Source organism: Thioclava sp. F42-5 (assembly GCF_002213195.1).
Classification (GTDB): Bacteria; Pseudomonadota; Alphaproteobacteria; order Rhodobacterales; family Rhodobacteraceae; genus Thioclava; species Thioclava nitratireducens.
The window spans coordinates 715,316-736,317 of sequence record NZ_NBNZ01000001.1 but is presented as its reverse complement, the minus strand read 5'-3'; the positions used below and the strand labels follow the sequence as shown (position 1 = coordinate 736,317).

Here is a 21,002-nt window from a genome sequence, read left to right as displayed (position 1 = left end):
GATTCTTAGCCTTTCACCGCTTTGACGATTTTCTCTGCGCCATCCGACAGGTTGTCGGCGGCGATGACGTTCAGGCCGGAATTCGCGATGATTTCCTTGCCTTTTTCGACGTTGGTGCCCTCGAGACGGACAACCAGCGGCACTTCGAGGCCGACTTCCTTCACCGCAGCGATCACACCTTCGGCGATGATGTCGCAGCGCATGATGCCGCCGAAGATGTTCACGAGGATACCTTTGACGTTCTTGTCCGAGGTGATGATCTTGAACGCTTCGGTCACTTTTTCTTTCGTGGCGCCACCGCCGACGTCGAGGAAGTTCGCGGGCTCTGCACCGTAGAGCTTGATGATGTCCATCGTGGCCATTGCGAGGCCAGCGCCGTTCACCATGCAGCCGATCTCACCGTCGAGCGCGATGTAGTTGAGGTCGTATTTCGACGCTTCGAGCTCTTTGCTGTCTTCTTCGGTTTCGTCGCGCAGGGCGGCGATGTCCGAGTGGCGGTAGACGGCGTTGCCGTCGAAGCCGAGCTTGGCGTCGAGCACCTTGAGGTTGCCGTCGGTCATGACGATCAGCGGGTTGATCTCGAGCATCTCCATGTCCTTCTCGATGAAGGCTTGGTAGAGCTTGCCGAGAAGGCCGACCATCTGCTTCACCTGCGGGCCTTCGAGGCCGAGCGAGAAGGCGACGCGGCGGCCGTGGAACGGCTGGTAGCCGGTCGCCGGGTCGATCGAGAAGCTGAGGATCTTGTCGGGGGTGTTCGCCGCGACTTCCTCGATGTCCATGCCGCCTTCGGTGGAGGCCACGATCGAGACGCGCGAGGTCACGCGGTCGACGAGCAGCGCGAGATACAGTTCGCGCTCGATGTCGGAGCCGTCTTCGATGTAGATGCGGTTGACCTGCTTGCCCGCCGGGCCGGTCTGGTGCGTCACGAGCGTCTTGCCGAGCATCTGCTTGGCGAGCGTTTCAGCCTCTTCGACCGATTTGGCCAGGCGGACACCGCCCTTTTCGCCGGCTTCGGCTTCCTTGAAGTGGCCCTTGCCGCGGCCACCGGCGTGGATCTGCGCCTTGACGACCCAGAGCGGACCATCGAGTTCGCTGGCTGCGGTCTTCGCTTCTTCGGCCTTGAGGACGACACGGCCGTCCGAGACCGGTGCGCCATAGCTCTTGAGAAGCTGTTTGGCCTGATATTCGTGGATATTCATCCTTGGATACCCCATGCTGGTGCGATTTGAGGGGGTTCTAGGCGCTTAAGCCGGGGGGACAAACCGAAATCGCGACAATCTGCCCCACTCGCCCGGAAAAAGCGACATACGTGATCACAGGGCGGAAAGGTGTGATCACAAAACGGAAAATGCTGCGCTGTGGCATGGGTGCACTGGCACGACTCGGTTAATTGAACCTATCTGCGCTGAGCGCATTGGCAGGGATCGAATTCAGGTGACGCAAGGGCAAGATATGCCGCGCTGGGGCGTGGTGGCGACGGTGGACGAACCGGCTGCGCTGGTGGCCGCCTATGTCGCGCATCATCTGAGCATCGGCGCCAGCGAGGTCCACGTCTTCTTCGACCGCCCGAACCCGGAGGCCGAGGCGCTGCTCGCGCCGGTCGAAGGCGCCTTCATCCACCATTCCGGCGATGACGATTGGGAGCGCAGCTGGCGCCGGAAACGTCCCGCACGCCATCAGGGCCGCCAGAAATACAACGCGACCCGCGCGCTGACCGAGACCGAGCTCGATTGGATGATCCATTGCGACGCGGATGAGTTCGTGAGCCTCGTGCGCCCGCTCGAATGGGAACTGGCGAAAACAGGCGAACAGAAAGCGTGGCTGCGTCTCGAAGTCGACGAGCGCTGCTATCTCGACCGCAAACCCGGCCCGGATATTTTCAGCGGCGTGTTCCGGCGGCGCTGGGACGGGTTTCAGGATGACGGGCTGATGTTCTACGGCTTCCGCGCGCGCTTTCTGAAGAAAGGTCTCGCGGGTCATGTCGCAGGGAAGCCCGTCGTGCGCGCCGGGCGGGGCTATGCGATCGGGGTGCACTACCCGCTGAAAGACTGGGACAGTAAGGAAAACGATTTGCCTTACAGGCCAAGCTATAATGGGCGGTTGATGCATTTCGATGGGCTGACGCCATTGCACTTCATCCTCAAGATGCTGCGCCGCGCCACGACCAAGGTGAAGGGGCAACCCGTGCCCTATGTCGGGTCCCGCAAGGCGCAGTTCGCCGAAGCCGCTGAGCGCGCCGCCGATCCCGCCGAGCTGAAGGCGCTCTGGTGGGAGGTGCAGGGGATGCGCGACTACGAGGCAGCCGAGTTGGAGGCCCACGAGCTGCTGATCCGCCCGGACGTGAAGATCGCGGCCGAAACGCGCGCGCTTTTTGGCGACAAGGTGGACCTTTCGCCCGCGTCGTTCGACCATGCGCTGCTTCTCCATGAGGCCGAGCTGATCGCTCGCCTAAAGGACGAATTCGGCTTCGATCCGGAGCCGCTCGTCAGTTCAGCATGAACATCATCAAGCCTGTCCGGCTGCCGACCAACCGCGAAAAGCGCGTCCAGTTCTCGGGCGTCAGCATCGGAGCGTCGGTGAAATAGGGATCGAGCGCCCAGCCCTGAACGACCCCGGTCAACGGCAACGGCGCGGGGTCTTCGAGCCACGCGCCCAGATCGACCCCGATCGGCACGCGCCAGAAGGGGAAGGACTTTTCGCTCGTCAGGAGCGCCTCGCCATCGCTCAGCACGCCCCGCCATGTCTCGCCAAGACGGTCGGGAAACTCGACGTCAAGCGCCTGATCCTGCGCGTCGCTCGGAATCCACTCCGCCTGATTGTCGGTCTCGGCTTCGGCAAGGTCCCAGAACTGCCGGTTATCGGCAATCATTGCCAGCCAATGATCCCGCGCGGCGCGGGTGTGTTGCGGGTCGGGTTGCTGGTGGAGCATGTCGAGAAGCGCAGCCGCCGGGTCGACGAAGCTGAAAATCCTCAGCCCGTCCATCGAACTGTATTGACCCGCGCTGGCGGCTTTCTCCTGCGCTTCCACGAGTTTCGCGTAGGTCTCCAACACCCGCGCGATCGCCGGCTCGGGATCGAAGGCGAGGGTCAGCTCGCCGGCGCCCGAGATCAGATGGGTATAGGCGGAAAGCCAAGCCGCATCCGCATTGTCGAAGCGCACGATCCGAGCCTCCGCGGCTTCGGTCTCCGGTGCGCGCGGCATGAAGACGCCGCGCAGAATTGTCACCGCCGACTCGCCGTCATCGCGCGCGCCATTGCCATCCAGATCGAACCAGAGGTCGTTCAGGTCGATCGCAAGACCGAACTCCGGCCCATCGGCCACACCGTCGAGCGCGGATCTCGCCCTATCCATCTCGGCGATCAGGGCCTCGCTTTCGCGCGTGACCGCATCGGCGGTAAAGGTTTCGCGCGGCGCGGCGCTTTCGCCGGGGACATTGCCGATTAAGGGCATCAGCACACGGGCGGCGCCGGCCTCCATCTGCCATCTCGTTGCGGCTTCGAGACTTGCGAGGAACTCCAGCCCCGCCAGCGCGAAGCGATCCTTCGACGCGAGCGCGTCCCGCGATTTCAGATCGGCCAGCACAGCCGCGATCCCCTCCGCCCCGATCCTTGCCGAGATCGGATCGACGGCAGGCGCATCGCTGCGCGTGATCTTGACGGTGACCGGCCCGTCCTGCGCATGGGCGGCAATCGGTGAAACGGCGAGCAAGGCGGCGAAACACGTGACGAGACGGGCGGAACACATGGCACTCTCCAAAACAAAGGGCGCGCCGACAAAGGCGCGCCCCAAGATTGGATCACTCCTGTATTTCGATCAAGCGAGCGTGCTGTCGATACCCTTGCAGGCTTCCACGAGACCTTTCACCGCGTCGACCGACTTGTCGAACATAGCCTGCTCGTCCTTGTTGAGCTTGATGTCGATGACCTTCTCGATGCCCTTGGCGCCGATCACGGTCGGCACGCCGACATAGAGACCGTCGAGGCCGAGCGCGCCTTTGACGTAAGCGGCGCAGGGCAGGACGCGCTTCTGGTCTTTCAGGTAGGCTTCCGCCATCTCGATCGCCGAGGTGGCCGGGGCGTAGAAGGCCGAACCGGTCTTCAGGAGGCCCACGATCTCGGCGCCGCCGTCACGGGTGCGCTGAATGATCGCGTCGAGCTTCTCCTGCGTGGTCCAGCCCATCTGCACGAGGTCGGGGAGCGGGATGCCACCGACGGTCGAGTAGCGCGCGAGGGGCACCATGGTGTCGCCGTGGCCGCCGAGCACGAACGCGTTCACGTCGCGCATCGAGACGCCGAATTCCAGCGACAGGAAGTGACGGAAACGTGCCGAGTCCAGAACGCCCGCCATGCCGACCACCTTCTGTGCCGGCAGGCCGGAGAATTGCTGCAGCGCCCAGACCATCGCGTCGAGCGGGTTGGTGATGCAGATGACGAAGGCGTCGGGCGCGTGGGCTGCAATGCCCTCGCCGACCGATTTCATCACCTTGAGGTTGATGCCGAGCAGATCGTCGCGGCTCATGCCCGGCTTGCGCGGAACGCCAGCGGTCACGATGCAGACATCCGCGCCCGCGATATCGGCGTAATCGTTGGTGCCCTTGAAGGAGCCGTCGAAGCCTTCCGCCGGGCCCGACTCCGCGATGTCGAGCGCTTTGCCCTGCGGCGTACCTTCGGCGATATCGAACAGAACGACGTCACCGAGTTCCTTGATGGCGGCGAGATGGGCGAGCGTGCCGCCGATCTGGCCGGCGCCGATAAGGGCGATCTTGGGTCTGGCCATTTGGTCCTCCGGGTGGATGGATTGGAAAATAGATCGCGGGTGGAGTAGCTCTTTGGCTCGCAAAGGGCAAGGGTGCTGCGCTGCGGCGAGGCTGCTTGTATGCACTCGTATGCAGAAACTGCCCCACCCGCGGCGCGCATCCGCCTGCGCGAGGTTCCGTTTCCCGGCGCGCCATGCCAGCAAGAGGACCGACCGGGGCAGGGCGATTCTCTGCGCCCGCGGGAAGAGGGGCAAGCGATGATGGATTTGGGAACGCTCGGCTGGGCCTTGGCGGTCTTCGCCGCCGTCATGGTGGGCCTGTCGAAGGGTGGCGTTCCTATGGCAACCTCGATCTCGGTCCCGGTGCTGGCGATCGTGATGGACCCGATCGCGGCCGCGGGCCTGTTGCTGCCTGTTTATATCATCGCGGACATGTTCGGCCTCTGGGCATATCGCAAGCATTACGACCGGCGTGTGCTGGCGATCCTGATCCCGTCGGCGACCTTCGGTATCGGTATCGGCTGGGCCACCGCAGAGATCGTGCCCGAACGCTGGGTGACCTTGATGGTCGGCGTGATCGGCGCTGTTTTCGCGGTGAACGCGCTGTTCCGGCATCGGCATGGTGCGCGGCAGGAAGCGCGGGTCGCGCCGGGCCTGTTCTGGGGCACGATCGCGGGCATCACCAGTTTCGTCAGCCATTCCGGCGCGCCGCCCTACCAAGCCTACACGATCCCGCTGAACCTGCCAAAGCAGGTATTCGCGGGGACGGCGACGATCCTGTTCTCCTATGTCAATCTCGCGAAGCTCGGGCCTTATATCGCGCTTGGCGAAGTAAGCTGGGGCAGCATCGGCACCGCGTTGATTCTGGCGATACCGGCCTCGGCCTCGGTGTTCCTCGGCGTCTGGTTGGTCAAGCGGATGCCCACTGAGATCTTCTTCAAGGTCGTGATCTGGGCACTCCTGCTAATCTCGCTGAAGCTGATCCAGCAAGCGCTCATGAACTGAGGGGGCGGCGTTCAAAGCGCCGCGTCCTTCTGCGGAAGTTTCCCGTCGAGTTCCTCGAATGCCTCGCCCGAGGCGATCAGGCAGCTCACGCCATCCGCCGGGGTGACGATGATCGTCCAGTTGCCCGCCTCCGCCGCGAAAATTTCCAGCACGGAGTTATTTGCGGAGAGCGCCACCATGCGGCGGCTCTCGTGATATTTCGCTTCGAGATTGGCCACGATCTCGTCTCGCTTGCCACAGGCGCGCGACGGATCAGACGGATCCCGCGTCTCACCGAAAGCAGCCTGAGCGAAGCCGATCGCTGCGGCCAGGCCGAGCGTGAGCACATAAGTTTTGTTCAGCATTTTGATCCCTCTGAAAGCATCATCCGAGAGTGACGGTCCAGCTGTCAAGAAAGCTTTACGATGGCGCTGCGCGATGTCGGCAGTTGTGATTTTTCTGCGATGCGGCAAATCTGGCCTTGCCGATTCTGTCCCATTCGTGCGATCTGGCGAAAGAAAATTACGAGATGGAGAATCAAATGGCCCGCCCGACCCGTTCCGTGCTCTACATTCCCGGCTCGAAACAGCGTGCGCTGGAAAAGGCCACCGGGCTTGCCTGTGACGCGATCATCTTCGACCTCGAAGACGCGGTGGCGATCGACGAGAAGGTCAATGCGCGCGCGCTCCTTGCGAAGACGCTGACCGAGGTCGATTACGGCCCGCGCATGAAGATCGTGCGGGTCAACGGGCTCGACACCGAATGGGGGCGCGAGGATGTGCTGGCCTTTGCCGACGCGATCCGCGCAGGCGCCAAGGTCGATGCGATCCTGATCCCGAAGGTCTCCACGCCCGCCGATCTTATCGCGGTGGCCGATCTCATTCAGAGCGTGCCGCTCTGGGCGATGATGGAGACCGCGCTGGGGATGCTCAATGCGGGAGATATCGCGGCGCATCCGCGGCTCGAAGGCATGGTGATGGGCACCAACGATCTAGCGAAGGAACTCGGGAGCCGCTTCCGCGCCGATCGCCTGCCGATGCAGACGGGGCTGGGCCTGTGCCTTCTCGCCGCGAAAGCGCATGGCAAGATCATCGTCGACGGCGTCTATAACGCCTTCAGGGATGACGAGGGCCTCAAGGCCGAATGCGAACAGGGGCGCGACATGGGCTTCGACGGCAAGACGCTGATCCACCCCGCGCAACTCGAGGTCTGCAATGCGGCCTTCGCCCCTTCCGAGGCCGAGATCGACCTCGCCCGGCGCCAGATCGCTGCCTTTGAGAAAGCCGAGGAAGCGGGGCAGGGTGTCGCGGTCGTGGATGGAAAGATCGTCGAAAATCTGCATATCGTCACGGCGCGGCAAGTCCTCGCCAAAGCGGAGGCGATTGCCGCGCTTGGCAGCTAAGAGGCAATCGCAATGACATTACTCATCCTCGGCGTCCTGATCTGGTCGCTCGCACATCTGGCAAAACGGATCTTTCCGGGCTTCCGGCGCGCGCTCAAAGGGGCCGAGCGTCCGATGGTCGCCGCTCTCGTCCTGATCAGCCTCGTTCTGATGTTCGTCGGCTGGCGCGCAAGCGATCCGGTCTTCTACCTCTGGACGCCGAACGCGGCGCTCAAGGGGATCAACAACCTGCTGATGCTCTTCGCGGTCTACCTGTTCGCGGTCTCGGGCATGAAGCTCTGGCTCAGCGGCAAGATTCGCCACCCGCAGCTGACTGCGGTGAAGACCTGGGCCTTGGCGCACCTGCTGGTCAACCCGACCCTGCCGGGGATCATCCTGTTCGGCGGTCTGCTCGCTTGGGCCGTGGTGGAGGTCATCCTGATCAACAAGAAGTCGAAGCCCGCGAAAGTCACGCCCGAGGTGAAAGTCGGCAAGGAGATCGGCGGCATCGTCGGCACGGTCGTCCTCTTCGGCCTGATCGCGATGATCCACATCTGGTTCGGTCACAACCCGTTCGGAGCCTGACATGAAAATCTACCGCCTTCTGACCGAGGAAGACACCTCGGCCTTCTGTCACAAGGTCAGCCTTGCGCTGTCCAAGGGCTGGGTGCTGCATGGCGATCCGCAATATGCCTACGATCATGCGAATGGCGTGATGCGCTGTGCCCAAGCCGTGACCAAGGAGATCGAGGGTGAGTATCACCCCGACATGAAGCTGGGAGAGCAATAATGGGCAAAACCAATCCGGGCCGTTTCTTCGAGGACTACAAGCTGGGCGACGTGATCCGTCACGCCGTCCCGCGCACCGTCGCGGAAGGGGAGCGTGCACTGTATCACGCGCTCTACCCGGCGCGGCATGCGCTCTATTCCTCGGACGAATTCGCGGCGGCCTGCGGATTGGATGGCTCGCCTCTCGACGATCTGATCGCCTTCCACGTCGTCTTCGGCAAGACGGTGCCGGACGTGTCGCTCAACGCGGTGGCCAATCTCGGCTATGCGGAAGGGCGCTGGCTGAAGCCGGTCTATCCGGGCGACACGCTGCGCTCGGAATCCGAGGTGATCGGGGTCAAGCAGAACTCCAACGGCAAGTCAGGCGTGGTCTATGTCCGCACCCGCGGTCTGAACCAGGCGGGTGAGGTTGTGCTGGAATATGTCCGTTGGGTGATGGTGCGCAAAGGCGATCTGGACGCGCCCGCGCCCGAGACCGTGCTGCCCGATCTGGCATCGGTCGTGGCGCCGGAGGATCTGGTGATCCCCGAGGGGCTGAGCTTCGAGGATTATGATTTCGATCTGGCGGGCGAGCCGCATCGTTGGGGCGATTACGAGATCGGCGAAAAAATCGACCATGTGGACGGGGTGACCATCGAGGAAGCCGAGCACATGATCGCCACGCGCCTGTGGCAGAACACCGCCAAGGTGCATTTCGACGCGACCTTCCGTGCCGATGGCCGGCGCCTGATCTATGGCGGGCATGTCATCTCCATGGCGCGCGCGCTGTCCTTCAACGGACTGGCGAACGCCCAGTTGATCGTGGCGCTCAATGCCGGGGCGCATGCCAACCCGTGCTTCTCGGGCGATACGGTGAAAGCGTGGTCGGAAGTGCTCGACAAGGCCGAGACAGGCGCGCCTGGCGTCGGCGCGATCCGTCTGCGTCTGGTCGCCGTGAAACAGGGCGCGCCGGAGTTCGGCTATAAGGGAGAAGACGGCAAATATCTCCCCGAGGTGCTGCTCGACCTCGACTACTGGGCTCTGATGCCGATCTGATCGCCGCCCGAGAGACTCACTCCCGGGGGCAGGGCGCCCGGGAGCGTTAACATGTGATCACGCACAGAATTTATGTGATCACAAAGCGAATTTTTCGCCGCTCTTTACGCGCAAATGACATGTTTTCAACCTTGCCCCCCGTGACTTGGGAGAAAATTACGCTAGTAAAAGAGCCAATTCCGGCCAGCTCCGCGCCAGCGCGTGCCTCCGATCGAGGCCGACGAGAGCGCCGAGCCCAGCGAAAAGGGACCGATCATGGCTGAAGCGAAACAGGTTGAGCGTCCGCTTTCCCCGCACCTTCAAATCTACCGTCCGCAGATGACCTCCTTCTCGTCGATCATGACGCGGATCACGGGCAACGGCATCATCGTGGGCGTTCTGCTGCTCGTCTGGTGGCTCCTCGCCGCCGCGACCAGCCCCGATTACTTCAATTTCGTGAACGCGATCGCGACCTCGTGGTTTGGCGATCTCGTCTTCACCCTGTCGCTGCTGGGCGTCTGGTATCACTACCTCGCCGGCATCCGGCACCTGATCTTCGATGCGGGCAAATACATGGATATCAAATCCGCCGAGATGCTCGGCTGGATCTGCACCATCGGTTCGGTCGTGCTGACCGTGCTGACCCTCATCATCATCCAATTCTGACGGAGGCCCTCATGCGTTACCTCACCGACCGCAAGCGCGCCGTGGGCAAGGGCGCCTCGGGCACTGGCCCCGAGCATCACTGGTGGATGTCGGCCTCGGCCGTTGCTCTCGCCTTCATGATCCCGACCTGGCTCTACATCGTAGGTACCACTCTGGGTGCGGACCAGCAGACCGTGATCACCACGTTCTCGAAGCCCTTTCCGGCCATCCTGACCGCGCTGGTCGTGATCGTCGGGATGCGCCACTTCGCGAAGGGCACCGAGATCTGGATCGAGGACTACATCCACGGCACCGCCGCGAAGGCCACCAAGATCGCGATGCATTCGCTGGCTTACGTGATCATGGCGACCGCACTCTATGCACTCGGCAAGATGGTCTTCATCGGCCTTCTGCTGGGCAACTGATAACGGGACGAGATAATGGCTGCTTACGAATACGAAACGCATAATTACGACGTGGTCGTGGTCGGCGCCGGTGGCTCGGGTCTGCGCGCCACGCTCGGCATGGCCGAACAGGGCCTGCGCACCGCCTGCGTGACCAAGGTCTTCCCGACCCGCTCGCACACGGTCGCCGCACAGGGCGGCATCGCCGCCAGCTTGGGCAACATGGGCCCGGACAGCTGGCAGTGGCATATGTACGACACGATCAAGGGCTCGGACTGGCTCGGCGATAACGACGCGATGGAATATCTCGCGCGTCACGCTCCCAAGGCCGTCTACGAGCTCGAGCACTACGGCGTGCCGTTCTCGCGCACCGAAGAGGGCAAGATCTACCAGCGTCCCTTCGGCGGCCACACCACCGAATACGGTGAAGGCCCGCCCGTGCAGCGCACCTGTGCTGCCGCGGACCGCACCGGTCACGCGATCCTGCACACGCTCTACGGTCAGTCGCTGAAGAACAACGCAGAGTTCTACATCGAGTATTTCGCGATCGACCTGATCATGTCCGATGACGGGCAGTGTCAGGGCGTCGTCTGCTGGAAGCTCGACGACGGCACAATGCACGTCTTCAACGCGAAGATGGTGGTGCTGGCGACCGGCGGTTACGGCCGCGCCTATTTCTCGGCGACCTCGGCCCATACCTGCACCGGCGACGGTGGCGGCATGGTCGCGCGGGCCGGTCTCGCGCTGCAGGACATGGAATTCGTGCAGTTCCACCCGACCGGCATCTACGGTTCGGGCTGCCTGATCACCGAAGGCGCCCGCGGCGAGGGTGGTTACCTGACCAACTCCGAAGGCGAGCGCTTCATGGAGCGTTACGCGCCGACCTACAAGGATCTGGCGTCGCGCGACGTGGTGTCGCGCTGCATGACCATGGAGATCCGCGAAGGCCGCGGCGTGGGTGAGCACAAGGACCACATCTTCCTCAACCTCAGCCACCTTCCGCCGGAAGCTCTGGCCGAGCGCCTGCCGGGTATCTCGGAATCGGCGAAGATCTTCGCCGGTGTCGACGTCACCAAGGAGCCGATCCCGGTTCTGCCGACCGTGCACTACAACATGGGCGGTATTCCGACGAACTACCACGGCGAGGTCATCAACCCGAAAGAGGGCGATCCCGATGCGATCGTGCCCGGCCTGATGGCCGTGGGCGAGGCGGGTTCGGCCTCTGTGCACGGTGCGAACCGCCTGGGCTCCAACTCGCTGATCGACCTCGTGGTCTTCGGTCGTGCCGCCGCGATCCGCGCCGGCGAGGTCGTCGATCCCAACGCGTCGAACCCGGACATCCCGAAAGCCAAGATCGACGCCATCTTCGAGCGCTTCGACAAGGTGCGCTACGCCGATGGCGGCACGCCCACCGCGGCGCTGCGCGACGAGATGCAGCGCACGATGCAGGCGGATGCGGCGGTGTTCCGGACGGACAAGACGCTGGCCGAGGGGGTCGAGAAGATGAAGGCGGTTGCCGCCAAGCTCGACGATCTCAAGGTCACGGACCGGTCGCTGATCTGGAACTCGGACCTGATGGAAACGCTGGAACTCGAGAACCTGATGCCGAACGCGCTGGCGACCATCGTGGGCGCCGAGGCACGCAAGGAATCCCGTGGTGCACATGCTCACGAGGATTATCCCGATCGCGACGACACCAACTGGCGCAAGCACTCGATCATGCATGTCGACGGCGCGAACGTCGATCTGACCTTCCGCCCGGTCCACATGGACCCGCTGACCCCCGAGGATCAGGGCGGGATCGAGATCAAGAAGATCGCGCCGAAGAAGCGGGTCTATTGATGCGTCACACGCCGGCATATGGGCTTCTTGCGGCAGGGCTTGGCCTTGCCGCCTGCGCCCCTATCCCGGTCGAGCAGGCCGAGCGCCAGTGCTATGCCCAGTTCGCGCCCAAGCCGCCCATCACGGGCGAGGCGGGCATGGGCGTCACCAATAGCGGCTTCAGCTCGAAGTTGAAGGTCGAGATGAATATCGGCGCCTCGGTGCAGGGCGACCCGTCCGCGGCCTACGACTCCTGCGTTTACAGAAAATCCGGCCGAATGCCCACGCGGCCGCTCTATTCGTACTGACGGAAAGGGGACCAACCATGGTTCAGTTCACGCTTCCGAAGAATTCCAAGATCCGCGTCGGCAAGACCTGGCCGAAGCCGGATGGCAAGAATATCCGCAAGTTCCAGATCTATCGCTGGGACCCGGATACCGGGGAGAACCCGCGTCTCGACACGTATTTCATCGACATGGACAAGTGCGGGCCGATGGTTCTCGACGCGCTCTTGAAGATCAAGAACGAGATCGACCCGACGCTGACCTTCCGCCGCTCCTGCCGCGAAGGCATCTGCGGTTCCTGTGCGATGAACATCGACGGGATCAATACGCTGGCCTGTATCTACGGTCTCGACGAGATCAAGGGCGACGTGAAGATCTACCCGCTGCCGCATATGCCGGTGGTGAAAGACCTGATCCCCGACCTAACCATGTTCTACGCCCAGCACGCGTCGATCATGCCCTGGCTCGAGACCAAGACGAACCGTCCCGAGAAGGAATGGCGCCAGTCGATCGAAGACCGCAAGAAGCTGGACGGTCTGTATGAGTGCGTCATGTGCGCCTCGTGCTCGACCTCGTGCCCGAGCTACTGGTGGAACGGCGACAAGTATCTCGGCCCGGCAGCGCTGCTGCACGCCTATCGCTGGATCATCGACTCGCGCGACGAAGCGACGGCAGAGCGCCTCGATCAGCTCGAAGACCCCTTCAAGCTCTATCGTTGCCACACGATCATGAACTGCACCAAGACCTGCCCGAAAGGTCTGAACCCGGCGAAAGCGATCGCTGAGATCAAGCGGATGCAGGTCAACCGGGTCGTCTGATCCGATGCATATATTGGGGCGAGCCTATGGTTCGCCCCCAGCAGATAGTAGAAAGGGCGGCGCGAGCCGCCCTTTTCGCTGCGTTGCGGCAAATGCATATCGCGGTTGCAGCATTTTGGGTTTGAATCCCCGCGAAAATCCCTAAATCGGGTGGCAGGGAGGAACTCGAAACGTGACTGGAGAGAGTTCCATGGTCGACATCGTCAAATTCCCCAAAGGGGCGCAACCGGTTCAAGTGGCCGAAGAGCATCTGGCCTACTACACCCCGGAGAAATCCGCCCCTGATTTCACCCCGGCCGCGAAAGCTGAAGAGACCACCGGTCTCGAAGCGGTCGAGCTGATGTACGAGTATTACACCGCGGCTTGAGCGGTGACCTCCCGAATAGTTCCGTCGTGACTGCCCCGGCTCTTCGCCGGGGTTTTTCTTTGCGCCTTTCGCTCTTGGGCGGGGCAGGGCAGAGTGGGCGCGACAAGGAGGGAGCCCCATGCATCCGACGCCCGAGCACGCCGCGCCCGAAGACGCCCAAACCCGCCGCGATATCGCGCCGGTGATCTGTTACCCGACGGACGCGCTGCCCGCGCCGGACCTGCCCGCCTATCGCGCCGCGCGCGGGAACTGGGACAAGATCGCCGACCTGCGAGTGCCCCCGCGCGAGGCGCTGGCCTTCGACGTGCCCGCCGGACATTTCTTCCGCATCGCTTCGGTCGAGGGGCCGCAGGTGGGCGATCTGAATTTGTTCTCGGCGGACCTGTCCGAGCGGTTCTATTCAGGCAAGACACGCGCGCTGCATGGCACGCATCTGAGCCGCGGCGACCAGCTGTGGTCCGGCTTTCCGACGATGCGCCCGCTGGCGACGATTACCGAGGATACGCTCGACTGGTATGGCATCGACGCATTCGGTGGCTCGGTCCATGACGTGATCGGCACGCGCTGCGATCCTTATACGCATTGCCTGCTGTCCGATGGCGGGCAGTATCACCATTGCTGCCATTCGAACCTGACCCGTGCGCTGGCCGCGGCCCGTGATCTGCCTCTGCACGAGGCGGAGGCGCTGGTGCATGACGTGCTCAACGTCTTCATGTGCACCGGCTTCACCCGCGACACCGGGCAGTATTTCATGAAGGCGAGCCCGGTCCGGCCCGGTGATTATCTCGAATTCTTCGCAGAGACCGATTTGCTGGGCGTTCTGTCGGCGTGCCCGGGCGGGGATTGTTCAGCCGAGCACAGCTCGGACGCGGCTGCATGTTACCCGCTGGGCGTGGAAATCTACTGCCCGAAATCAGCGCCCGAAGGCTGGGCGCCGCCCGCGCCCAACGCCTACGACCGCAGCCACGGGCTTTAACGGTTCGAGGTCAGCGAGACGAAGACTTCCTCGAGGCCCGGCTGTTCGCTCGCGATGTCGCGAATCTCGACACCGGCGACGCGCAGCGCGTCGAGGATATCCTCTGCCGAGGTCTCGTTGCGCGAGTAGGAAAACGCCATCTGTCCGCCCGCGCGGGTCTCGAGCGTGACGCCTTCGGGAAGCCGAATCTCTTTCGTGACTTCGTTGCGCGGCTCCACCACCAGCGCCTTGCGGTCCATCCGCTTGAGAAGGTTCGGCGTGGTGTCCCGCACGATCAGTTCGCCGTTGTTGATGATCGCGATCTCGTCGCACATTTCCTCGGCTTCTTCGAGGTAGTGCGTGGTCAGGATGATCGTCATGCCCTGCTCATTGAGCTTGCGGACATTGCGCCAGAGCATCGCGCGCAGCTCGATATCGACGCCTGCGGTCGGCTCGTCCAGCACGAGGATCTGCGGGCGATGTACCAGCGCTTTGGCAAGCAGCAGACGCCGCTTCATCCCGCCCGAGAGGTTTCGCGCATAAGCCTCGGCCTTGTCCGACAGGCCCACCAGTTCGAGAATCTCGTCCGTCCAGCGCTCGGATTTCGGCACGCCATAGAGTCCCGCCTGCATCTCCAGCGCCGCGCGGGGCGTGAAGAACGGATCCATGTTCAGCTCCTGCGGCATCACCCCGATCGCGGCGCGCGACTGGCGCGGGTTCACGTCCTGATCGAAACCCCAGATCACGACGCGCCCGTCGGTTTTCTTCACCAGCCCCGCAAGAATGTTGATCAGCGTCGACTTGCCGGCCCCGTTCGGGCCGAGAAGCCCGAAGATCGACCCCGCAGGGATCGACAGGTCGAGCCCCTTCAGTGCTTCTTTCGGTGCCTGCTTCTTGCCGCCTGCATAGGTTTTGCGCAGCCCGGTGACTTCGATTGCCTGCTGTTCCAACTTGCCCCGCCTTTCGCGATTGCTAGAATGAAGCCCAGATTTCAGGGCGCGGTTTTCGTGCCTTATATATACGGAGCATCCATGACTGCCACCCATTCGCCCAATGCCCCCGACGCACCCGAGACCGAGGTCGTCACCACCTGGAAGGTTGCCTGCGACGGCGGCGAGGGGGCACTCGGCCATCCGCGCGTTTGGCTGTCGATCCCGCGGGACACCGGTTTCGTCGAATGCGGCTATTGCGACAAGAAATACGTGATCGACCGCGATCACGCGCATGACGATCACTGAACCTGTCTGAGTCGACAGGGAAGGACGGCGTTCAGCCGTCCTTTTTCTGTGCCGCGCGTTTCATGCGTTCAAGCAGCGCAGCCTTCGGGTCCTTTTTGCTGAAAGGCGTCTTGTCGGTGCCGTAGGCGTTATGCTCGGCATGTTTGGGCGTGTTCTTCGGCGGCTTCGCGCCGCCCATCTTGGAATAGTCCATAGCTCAAATCCTTTACGGTTGCCGCTTGAGATGGGGGATTTCGGGGGCTCTGACAAGGGGCGCCACGCGTATCGCTCGGCGCAGCCGACCAGCCCGGGAGGCGCCCGACCTTCCCCCGGGAGGGCGCATTGGTAATGGAGCCCACAGCCTCTCTGCCCTACGGGCTTGCGAAATGAACTGCTCAAACCAGACGACAGCGTAGCGCGCACCCAAGGCTCGGGCGCGGCCCTTCACGCTGAGCGGTCGCCGATCCTCTTTCCCTCTGCACCCCCCTGTGGCACAACCGGGGCCAACGCGCGAAGGAGGGTTCCGCAATGGCATTCGGCAAAGGCTGTCACCTGCATCTGATCGACGGTTCGGCCTTCATTTTCCGCGCCTATCATGCGCTTCCGCCGCTGACTCGCAAATCCGACGGGCTGCCGATCGGGGCGGTCTCCGGATTCTGCAACATGCTGTGGAAATACATCGAGGACGCCAAGGGCTCCGACGCGCCGACCCATGCAGCCGTGATCTTCGACAAGGGCAGCCACACCTTCCGCAACGACCTCTACGATCTCTATAAGGCAAATCGCGACGAGATGCCCGAGGAACTGCGCCCGCAGATCCCGCTGACACGTGAGGCAACCAAGGCGTTCAACATCGCCTGCGAGGAACTGGCGGGCTACGAGGCCGACGACATCATCGCGACGCTCGCCCGGCAGGCCCGCGAGGCCGGCGGCCGCGTCACGATCATCTCGTCGGACAAGGATCTGATGCAGCTCGTCGGCGGCGGGGTCGAGATGTTCGACGCGATGAAGAACCGCGCGATCGGTGTCGAGGAGGTCGAGGCGAAGTTCGGCGTCGCCCCCGAGCGCGTGATCGACGTGCAGGCGCTCGCAGGCGACTCGGTCGACAATATCCCCGGCGCCCCCGGCATCGGCGTGAAGACGGCGGCGCTTCTGATCAACGAATTTGGCGACCTGGAGACGCTGCTCGCACGTGCCTCCGAGATCAAGCAGCCCAAGCGCCGCGAGACGCTGATCGAGAAGGCCGAGCAGATTCGCCTCTCGAAGCAGCTGGTAACTCTAGACGATCAGACCCCCATCGAGTTCACGCTCGACGATCTGGAAATCCGCGAGCCCGATGTCGATACGCTGATGGGCTTTCTCAATGAGATGGAGTTCCGCACGCTGACCCGCCGCGTGGCCGAGAAATTCGGCGCCGAGCCGCCGCCCGCGCCCGTCGTCACCGACGTGCCGGCAAGCCATGTCGACCCCGCGCCGGAGGTGGACCAGCCGCCCTTCGATCCCGACAGCTATGTCTGCATCCGCGATGCCGAGACACTGACGCAGTGGCTGGATGAGGCCCGCGCCAAGGGCTGGGTCGCGGTCGACACCGAAACCACGTCCCTCAATGACATGAAGGCCGAACTGGTGGGCGTGTCGCTGTGCACCGAAGCGGGCAAGGCGGCCTATCTGCCGCTCGCACATATCTCCGGCGGCGATGATCTTTTCGGCGGCTCCGAACGTGTCGCCGGCCAGATGGACTTCAAGGAGGCGCTGGCGCTCCTCAAACCCGTGCTCGAAGACCCGGCGATCCTGAAGATCGGCCAGAACATGAAGTATGACTTCAAGATCTTCGCCCGGCTCGGGATCCGCGTGGCGCCGATCGACGACACGATGCTGATGTCCTACGCAATGTTCTCGGGGCTGCACGGCCATGGGATGGATACGCTCTCGGATCGCTATCTCAATCATCAGCCGATCCCGATCAAGGAACTGATCGGCACCGGCAAGAGCCAGATCACCTTCGACAAGGTCGAGATCGAGAAGGCTACCCGCTACGCCGCTGAGGACGCCGATATCACGCTGCGCCTCTGGCAGCAGTTCAAGCCGCGGCTGCATCGCGAACGCGTCACCACCGTCTACGAGACGCTGGAGCGTCCGATGGTGCCGGTGCTGGCCGATATGGAAATCGCGGGCGTGAAGGTCGACGCCTCGGTGCTGTCGCGCATGTCCAACGCCTTCGCGCAGAAGATGGCGCAACTCGAAGACGAGATCGCCGAGATCGCGGGCCAGCCCTTCAATGTCGGGTCGCCGAAACAGCTGGGCGAGATCCTGTTCGACACGATGGGCGTCGAGGGCGGCAAGAAGGGCAAGACCGGGGCCTATGGCACGGGCGCGGATGTGCTCGAAGACGTGACCACGATGGAAGACACCAACCCGCAGGCCGCGCGGCTGGCGGCACGTGTGCTCGACTGGCGGCAGATCTCGAAGCTGAAATCGACCTACACGGATGCGCTGCAGACCCATGTCCATCCCGAAACGGGCCGCGTCCATACCTGCTACTCGATCGCGGGCGCGAATACCGGACGTCTGGCCTCGACCGATCCGAACCTGCAGAACATTCCCGTGCGCTCCGAGGAAGGCCGCCGCATCCGCGAGGCGTTCGTGGCGCGCGAGGGCTGCAAGATCGTGTCGCTCGACTACAGCCAGATCGAATTGCGCATCCTCGCCCATGTGGCGGATCTTCCCGAGATGCGCGAGGCCTTCAAGGAAGGACTGGACATTCACGCCGCGACTGCCTCGGAGATGTTCGACGTGCCGCTCGACCAGATGACGCCTGAGATCCGCCGTCAGGCGAAGGCGATCAATTTCGGCGTGATCTACGGGATTTCCGGCTTCGGCCTTGCCCGCAACCTGCGCATCCCGCGGGCCGAGGCGCAGGGCTTCATCGACCGCTATTTCGAGCGTTTCCCCGGTATCCGCAAATACATGGACGACACGGTGGCCTTCGCTAAGGAGCACAAATACGTCCAGACCCTGTTCGGACGTAAAATCCATACGCCCGATATTGGCGCGAAAGGCCCGTCGGCGGGCTTCGCCAAACGCGCCGCGATCAACGCGCCGATCCAGGGGGCTGCGGCCGATATCATTCGCCGCGCGATGGTGCGGATGCCCGAGGCGATCGACGGTCTCCCGGCCCGGATGCTGCTACAGGTGCATGACGAACTGATCTTCGAGGTCGAGGACGCCGCGATCGACGACCTGATCAAGACCGCCCGGGCGACGATGGAAGGCGCGGCGGAGCCGGTGATGAAGCTCTCGGTGCCGCTCGTCGTCGACGCGGGGCAGGGGGAGAGCTGGGCCGCCGCTCACTGAGCCGCGGGTTGACGCACGAGGATATTGGTCACGCGCCGCGCCAACGGCGCGACCAGCAGCACCGAAGGATAGGCGAACATCCAGCTCGAGAGCCAGCTTGCCGCCCAGAGCGCCGGAAAGTCCTCCACAAGCCCCGTCGCCCGGTAGGTCGCCACGCCCGAGACCAGACACGACATGATCCCCGACAGGATCAGGCTGAAGACGAAATGGGCATAGCGCGCGGGGATCATCGGGTCTCCTTCTCGGGTCGGAAAATTCTCCGCTCGCATTTTGGTGATTGAGCGTGAGGAGGCAACGCACAAACCTGTGTGCTGATCCGCGCGAACGAGTTGTCTCGCATTGACCCCGCCGCCGCGCAATGTTGAGACTGCGCATGCCTCCGGCGGGGATATTTGGACCAAGCCGAAAATGCGGGCATCGCGTTCGACTTGGCCCCAACATCCCCTGCGGAGCGTCCCAACCGCGCCTCAGGCGCCGAGATTCGAGAAAAGCGCCCATGCCCCACGATCATTACCACCACCACCATCTCGACGCCGATACGAGCGATAACCGTGTGCTCTGGGCGGTGGTCGTCAATGTCATCCTGACGGTCGCGCAGGTGCTGGGCGGGGCGATCGCTGGCTCGATGGCGCTGATCGCGGACGGGGTTCATAATTTCTCCGACGCGGCGGCGCTGGTGCTGGCCTTCGGGGCGCGCAAGCTGGCCAAGCGCGGCGCGGATGCCGCGATGAGCTTCGGCTGGTCGCGCGCCGAGGTCATCGCGGCCTTCGTCAATTACATCGCGCTGATCCTGATCTCGCTCTGGCTGATCGCGGAGGCTGTCGGGCGGATGATCGATCCGCCTCAGGTCGATGGCTGGATCGTGGTCTGGCTCGCGACGCTGGCGCTGATCGTCGATCTGGCGACGGCGGCGCTGACCTATGCGCTCTCCAAGCACAGCCTGAACATCCGCGCGGCTTTCCTGCATAATCTGGCCGATGCCGGGGCGTCGGTCGCGGTGATCGTGGGCGGTGTCGTGATTCTGCTCTACGACTGGAAGATGGTCGACCCGATCCTGACCATCGGCATCTCGCTCTTCGTCCTGTGGCATGTCGCCACCGATCTGAAACCGGTGCTGCGCATCCTGATGCTCGGTGCGCCGCCCGAGAAGGACAGCACCGAGGTACGCCGTGCGCTGGGGGATGTCGAAGGCGTCGAGGGTGTCCACCACGTCCACCTGTGGCAGATCGACGAGCGGCGCGTCTCCGTCGAGGCGCATCTCGTGCTGGCGGAGGGGCGGAATTACGCAACCGTCATTGCGCGGGCCAAGGATATGCTGGCACACCAGTTCGGCATCCATCATGCGACGCTGGAGCCGGAAAGCGCGGATCTGGGCTGCGCCGACCACAAGGCACATGACGACCACGCGGCTCGCGATCACGACCATGAGCACGGGGCGCACCCCGCGCATTGAGCGCGGGGCCTAGCGTAGCCAGTCCAGACTTTCCGGTGTGCTGCCCTTCGGCGTGTACTCCGCCGAGACGTAGCCATCATAGCCTGCCGCATCGAGCGTCGCGAAGAAGCCCGCGAGATCGCTTTTGCCCGAACCGGGCGCGCCCCGGCCCGGCGCATCCGCGAATTGCACATGCGCCGCGCGATGCCCGTGCGCGGCCCAACAGCCCGCCAGATCGCCGGTCAGCATCTGCGCGTGATAGGCGTCGAATTGCAGATGTAGGTTCGGGGCAGCGACCGCGTCGAGCACTTCCGCCGCGAGATCGAAGCTGTCGAGGAAATAACCGGGCATGTCGGTCGGGTTGACCGGCTCGATCGTCAGGACCCGTTTCGGCGCGCGCGCCGTCGCCCATTTCAGGTTCTCGATATAGGTCGCACGGGCCTCCGCGCCCTCTGCCTTGCCCGCCATGATATGGATGACGCGCGGCTTCAGGATGTCGGCGAAGCGCATCGCGCGGTCGAAATCGCGGCGGAAGCGCGCTTCGCTGCCCGGTACCGCGGCGAAGCCACGATCGCCGCCGGTGTAATTCGGCGGCGGCACGTTCATCAGCACGAAGCTCAGGTCGTGACGGATCAGTTCGTGGCGCATCTCTTGCGCGGAAGCGTCGTAGGGAAACAGCACCTCGACCGCGTCGAAGCCGGCTTTTCTTGCCGCTTTGAAACGATCCATGAAAGGCAGTTCGGTGAAGAGGAACGTCAGGTTCGCGGCGAACTTCGGCACA

At 63.4% G+C, this 21,002-nt stretch carries 24 protein-coding genes; 16 read left to right on the top strand and 8 right to left on the bottom strand.

The features are described 5' to 3' along the window. Positions 1-5: 5 nt before the first annotated feature. Positions 6-1,199, bottom strand: coding sequence for an ADP-forming succinate--CoA ligase subunit beta (sucC, locus tag B6V74_RS03290; RefSeq protein WP_075776192.1), 1,194 nt, complete (start codon positions 1,197-1,199; stop codon positions 6-8). A gap of 253 nt (positions 1,200-1,452) precedes the next feature. Here sucC and B6V74_RS03285 point away from each other — a divergent pair, with 253 nt between their 5' ends. After that, the gene (locus B6V74_RS03285) at positions 1,453-2,499 is read left to right on the top strand and encodes a glycosyltransferase family 2 protein (RefSeq protein WP_088721941.1); all 1,047 of its coding nucleotides are present in this window, start codon (positions 1,453-1,455) and stop codon (positions 2,497-2,499) included. On the opposite strand, the gene B6V74_RS03280 is transcribed toward B6V74_RS03285, so the two are convergent. Together B6V74_RS03280 and mdh are read right to left on the bottom strand one after the other, a co-directional pair. After that, positions 2,486-3,745: a hypothetical protein gene (locus B6V74_RS03280; protein ID WP_088721940.1), complete on the bottom strand. Its 1,260-nt coding sequence runs from the start codon at positions 3,743-3,745 to the stop codon at positions 2,486-2,488. The genes B6V74_RS03285 and B6V74_RS03280 overlap by 14 nt on opposite strands. A gap of 69 nt (positions 3,746-3,814) precedes the next feature. Next, positions 3,815-4,777, bottom strand: a complete 963-nt coding sequence (gene mdh / locus B6V74_RS03275) for a malate dehydrogenase (protein WP_075776189.1) — start codon at positions 4,775-4,777, stop codon at positions 3,815-3,817. Between the two features lie 237 nt (positions 4,778-5,014). On the opposite strand from mdh, the gene B6V74_RS03270 reads away from it, so the two are divergent. Beyond that, complete coding sequence (locus B6V74_RS03270; protein ID WP_346393643.1) at positions 5,015-5,761, top strand: sulfite exporter TauE/SafE family protein; 747 nt, start codon at positions 5,015-5,017, stop codon at positions 5,759-5,761. A gap of 11 nt (positions 5,762-5,772) precedes the next feature. Here the strand turns inward: B6V74_RS03270 and B6V74_RS03265 are convergent, their stop codons facing one another. After that, on the bottom strand, positions 5,773-6,105 hold the full coding sequence (locus B6V74_RS03265) for a hypothetical protein (protein ID WP_075776188.1): 333 nt from the start codon (positions 6,103-6,105) through the stop codon (positions 5,773-5,775). Between the two features lie 164 nt (positions 6,106-6,269). On the opposite strand from B6V74_RS03265, the gene B6V74_RS03260 reads away from it, so the two are divergent. From B6V74_RS03260 to B6V74_RS03215, 11 genes are all read left to right on the top strand, one after another. After that, positions 6,270-7,142: a CoA ester lyase gene (locus tag B6V74_RS03260; RefSeq protein ID WP_088722180.1), complete on the top strand. Its 873-nt coding sequence runs from the start codon at positions 6,270-6,272 to the stop codon at positions 7,140-7,142. Between the two features lie 12 nt (positions 7,143-7,154). After that, on the top strand, positions 7,155-7,706 hold the full coding sequence (locus B6V74_RS03255; RefSeq protein WP_088721939.1) for an NnrU family protein: 552 nt from the start codon (positions 7,155-7,157) through the stop codon (positions 7,704-7,706). Position 7,707: 1 nt separating this feature from the next. Continuing rightward, positions 7,708-7,911 (top strand): DUF1737 domain-containing protein, encoded by a 204-nt coding sequence (locus B6V74_RS03250; RefSeq protein WP_075776186.1) that lies wholly within the window; start codon positions 7,708-7,710, stop codon positions 7,909-7,911. Continuing rightward, positions 7,911-8,945, top strand: coding sequence for a MaoC family dehydratase (locus B6V74_RS03245; RefSeq protein ID WP_075776185.1), 1,035 nt, complete (start codon positions 7,911-7,913; stop codon positions 8,943-8,945). The genes B6V74_RS03250 and B6V74_RS03245 overlap by 1 nt, the downstream gene beginning before the upstream one ends. Before the next feature lie 255 nt (positions 8,946-9,200). Next, complete coding sequence (gene sdhC / locus B6V74_RS03240; protein ID WP_075776227.1) at positions 9,201-9,590, top strand: succinate dehydrogenase, cytochrome b556 subunit; 390 nt, start codon at positions 9,201-9,203, stop codon at positions 9,588-9,590. An 11-nt stretch (positions 9,591-9,601) separates the two neighbouring features. Then, entirely contained in the window at positions 9,602-9,994 is a 393-nt protein-coding gene (locus B6V74_RS03235; protein WP_075776184.1) for a succinate dehydrogenase, hydrophobic membrane anchor protein, read from the top strand. A gap of 15 nt (positions 9,995-10,009) precedes the next feature. Next, on the top strand, positions 10,010-11,815 hold the full coding sequence (gene sdhA / locus B6V74_RS03230) for a succinate dehydrogenase flavoprotein subunit (protein ID WP_088719084.1): 1,806 nt from the start codon (positions 10,010-10,012) through the stop codon (positions 11,813-11,815). Continuing rightward, the gene (locus B6V74_RS03225; RefSeq protein WP_088721938.1) at positions 11,815-12,102 is read left to right on the top strand and encodes a hypothetical protein; all 288 of its coding nucleotides are present in this window, start codon (positions 11,815-11,817) and stop codon (positions 12,100-12,102) included. Before sdhA ends, B6V74_RS03225 begins: the two co-directional genes overlap by 1 nt. 17 nt (positions 12,103-12,119) lie before the next feature. Next, positions 12,120-12,896 carry a succinate dehydrogenase iron-sulfur subunit gene (locus B6V74_RS03220; protein WP_075776181.1) on the top strand — a complete coding sequence of 259 codons (777 nt, stop codon included), beginning with the start codon at positions 12,120-12,122 and terminating at the stop codon, positions 12,894-12,896. 190 nt (positions 12,897-13,086) lie between these two features. Then, positions 13,087-13,263: a hypothetical protein gene (locus tag B6V74_RS18890; protein ID WP_168184171.1), complete on the top strand. Its 177-nt coding sequence runs from the start codon at positions 13,087-13,089 to the stop codon at positions 13,261-13,263. Between the two features lie 118 nt (positions 13,264-13,381). Then, positions 13,382-14,239, top strand: coding sequence for a DUF1989 domain-containing protein (locus B6V74_RS03215; protein ID WP_088721937.1), 858 nt, complete (start codon positions 13,382-13,384; stop codon positions 14,237-14,239). Here the strand turns inward: B6V74_RS03215 and B6V74_RS03210 are convergent. After that, positions 14,236-15,168 carry an ABC transporter ATP-binding protein gene (locus B6V74_RS03210; protein WP_075776179.1) on the bottom strand — a complete coding sequence of 311 codons (933 nt, stop codon included), beginning with the start codon at positions 15,166-15,168 and terminating at the stop codon, positions 14,236-14,238. The genes B6V74_RS03215 and B6V74_RS03210 overlap by 4 nt on opposite strands. 81 nt (positions 15,169-15,249) lie before the next feature. Here B6V74_RS03210 and B6V74_RS03205 point away from each other — a divergent pair, with 81 nt between their 5' ends. Then, positions 15,250-15,456, top strand: a complete 207-nt coding sequence (locus B6V74_RS03205; RefSeq protein WP_075776178.1) for a zinc-finger domain-containing protein — start codon at positions 15,250-15,252, stop codon at positions 15,454-15,456. A 31-nt stretch (positions 15,457-15,487) separates the two neighbouring features. Here B6V74_RS03205 and B6V74_RS18885 read toward each other — a convergent pair whose 3' ends face one another. After that, on the bottom strand, positions 15,488-15,649 hold the full coding sequence (locus tag B6V74_RS18885) for a hypothetical protein (protein ID WP_166504559.1): 162 nt from the start codon (positions 15,647-15,649) through the stop codon (positions 15,488-15,490). Positions 15,650-15,963: 314 nt separating this feature from the next. Between B6V74_RS18885 and polA the strand changes: the two genes are divergently transcribed. Next, entirely contained in the window at positions 15,964-18,789 is a 2,826-nt protein-coding gene (polA, locus tag B6V74_RS03200; RefSeq protein WP_075776177.1) for a DNA polymerase I, read from the top strand. On the opposite strand, the gene B6V74_RS03195 is transcribed toward polA, so the two are convergent. Further along, on the bottom strand, positions 18,783-19,019 hold the full coding sequence (locus tag B6V74_RS03195) for a DUF2798 domain-containing protein (protein ID WP_088721936.1): 237 nt from the start codon (positions 19,017-19,019) through the stop codon (positions 18,783-18,785). The genes polA and B6V74_RS03195 overlap by 7 nt on opposite strands. 266 nt (positions 19,020-19,285) lie before the next feature. Here B6V74_RS03195 and B6V74_RS03190 point away from each other — a divergent pair, with 266 nt between their 5' ends. Beyond that, positions 19,286-20,242: a cation diffusion facilitator family transporter gene (locus B6V74_RS03190; protein WP_088721935.1), complete on the top strand. Its 957-nt coding sequence runs from the start codon at positions 19,286-19,288 to the stop codon at positions 20,240-20,242. A 9-nt stretch (positions 20,243-20,251) separates the two neighbouring features. Here B6V74_RS03190 and B6V74_RS03185 read toward each other — a convergent pair whose 3' ends face one another. Continuing rightward, positions 20,252-21,001: a TIM barrel protein gene (locus B6V74_RS03185; RefSeq protein WP_088721934.1), complete on the bottom strand. Its 750-nt coding sequence runs from the start codon at positions 20,999-21,001 to the stop codon at positions 20,252-20,254. Position 21,002: the final 1 nt, after the last annotated feature.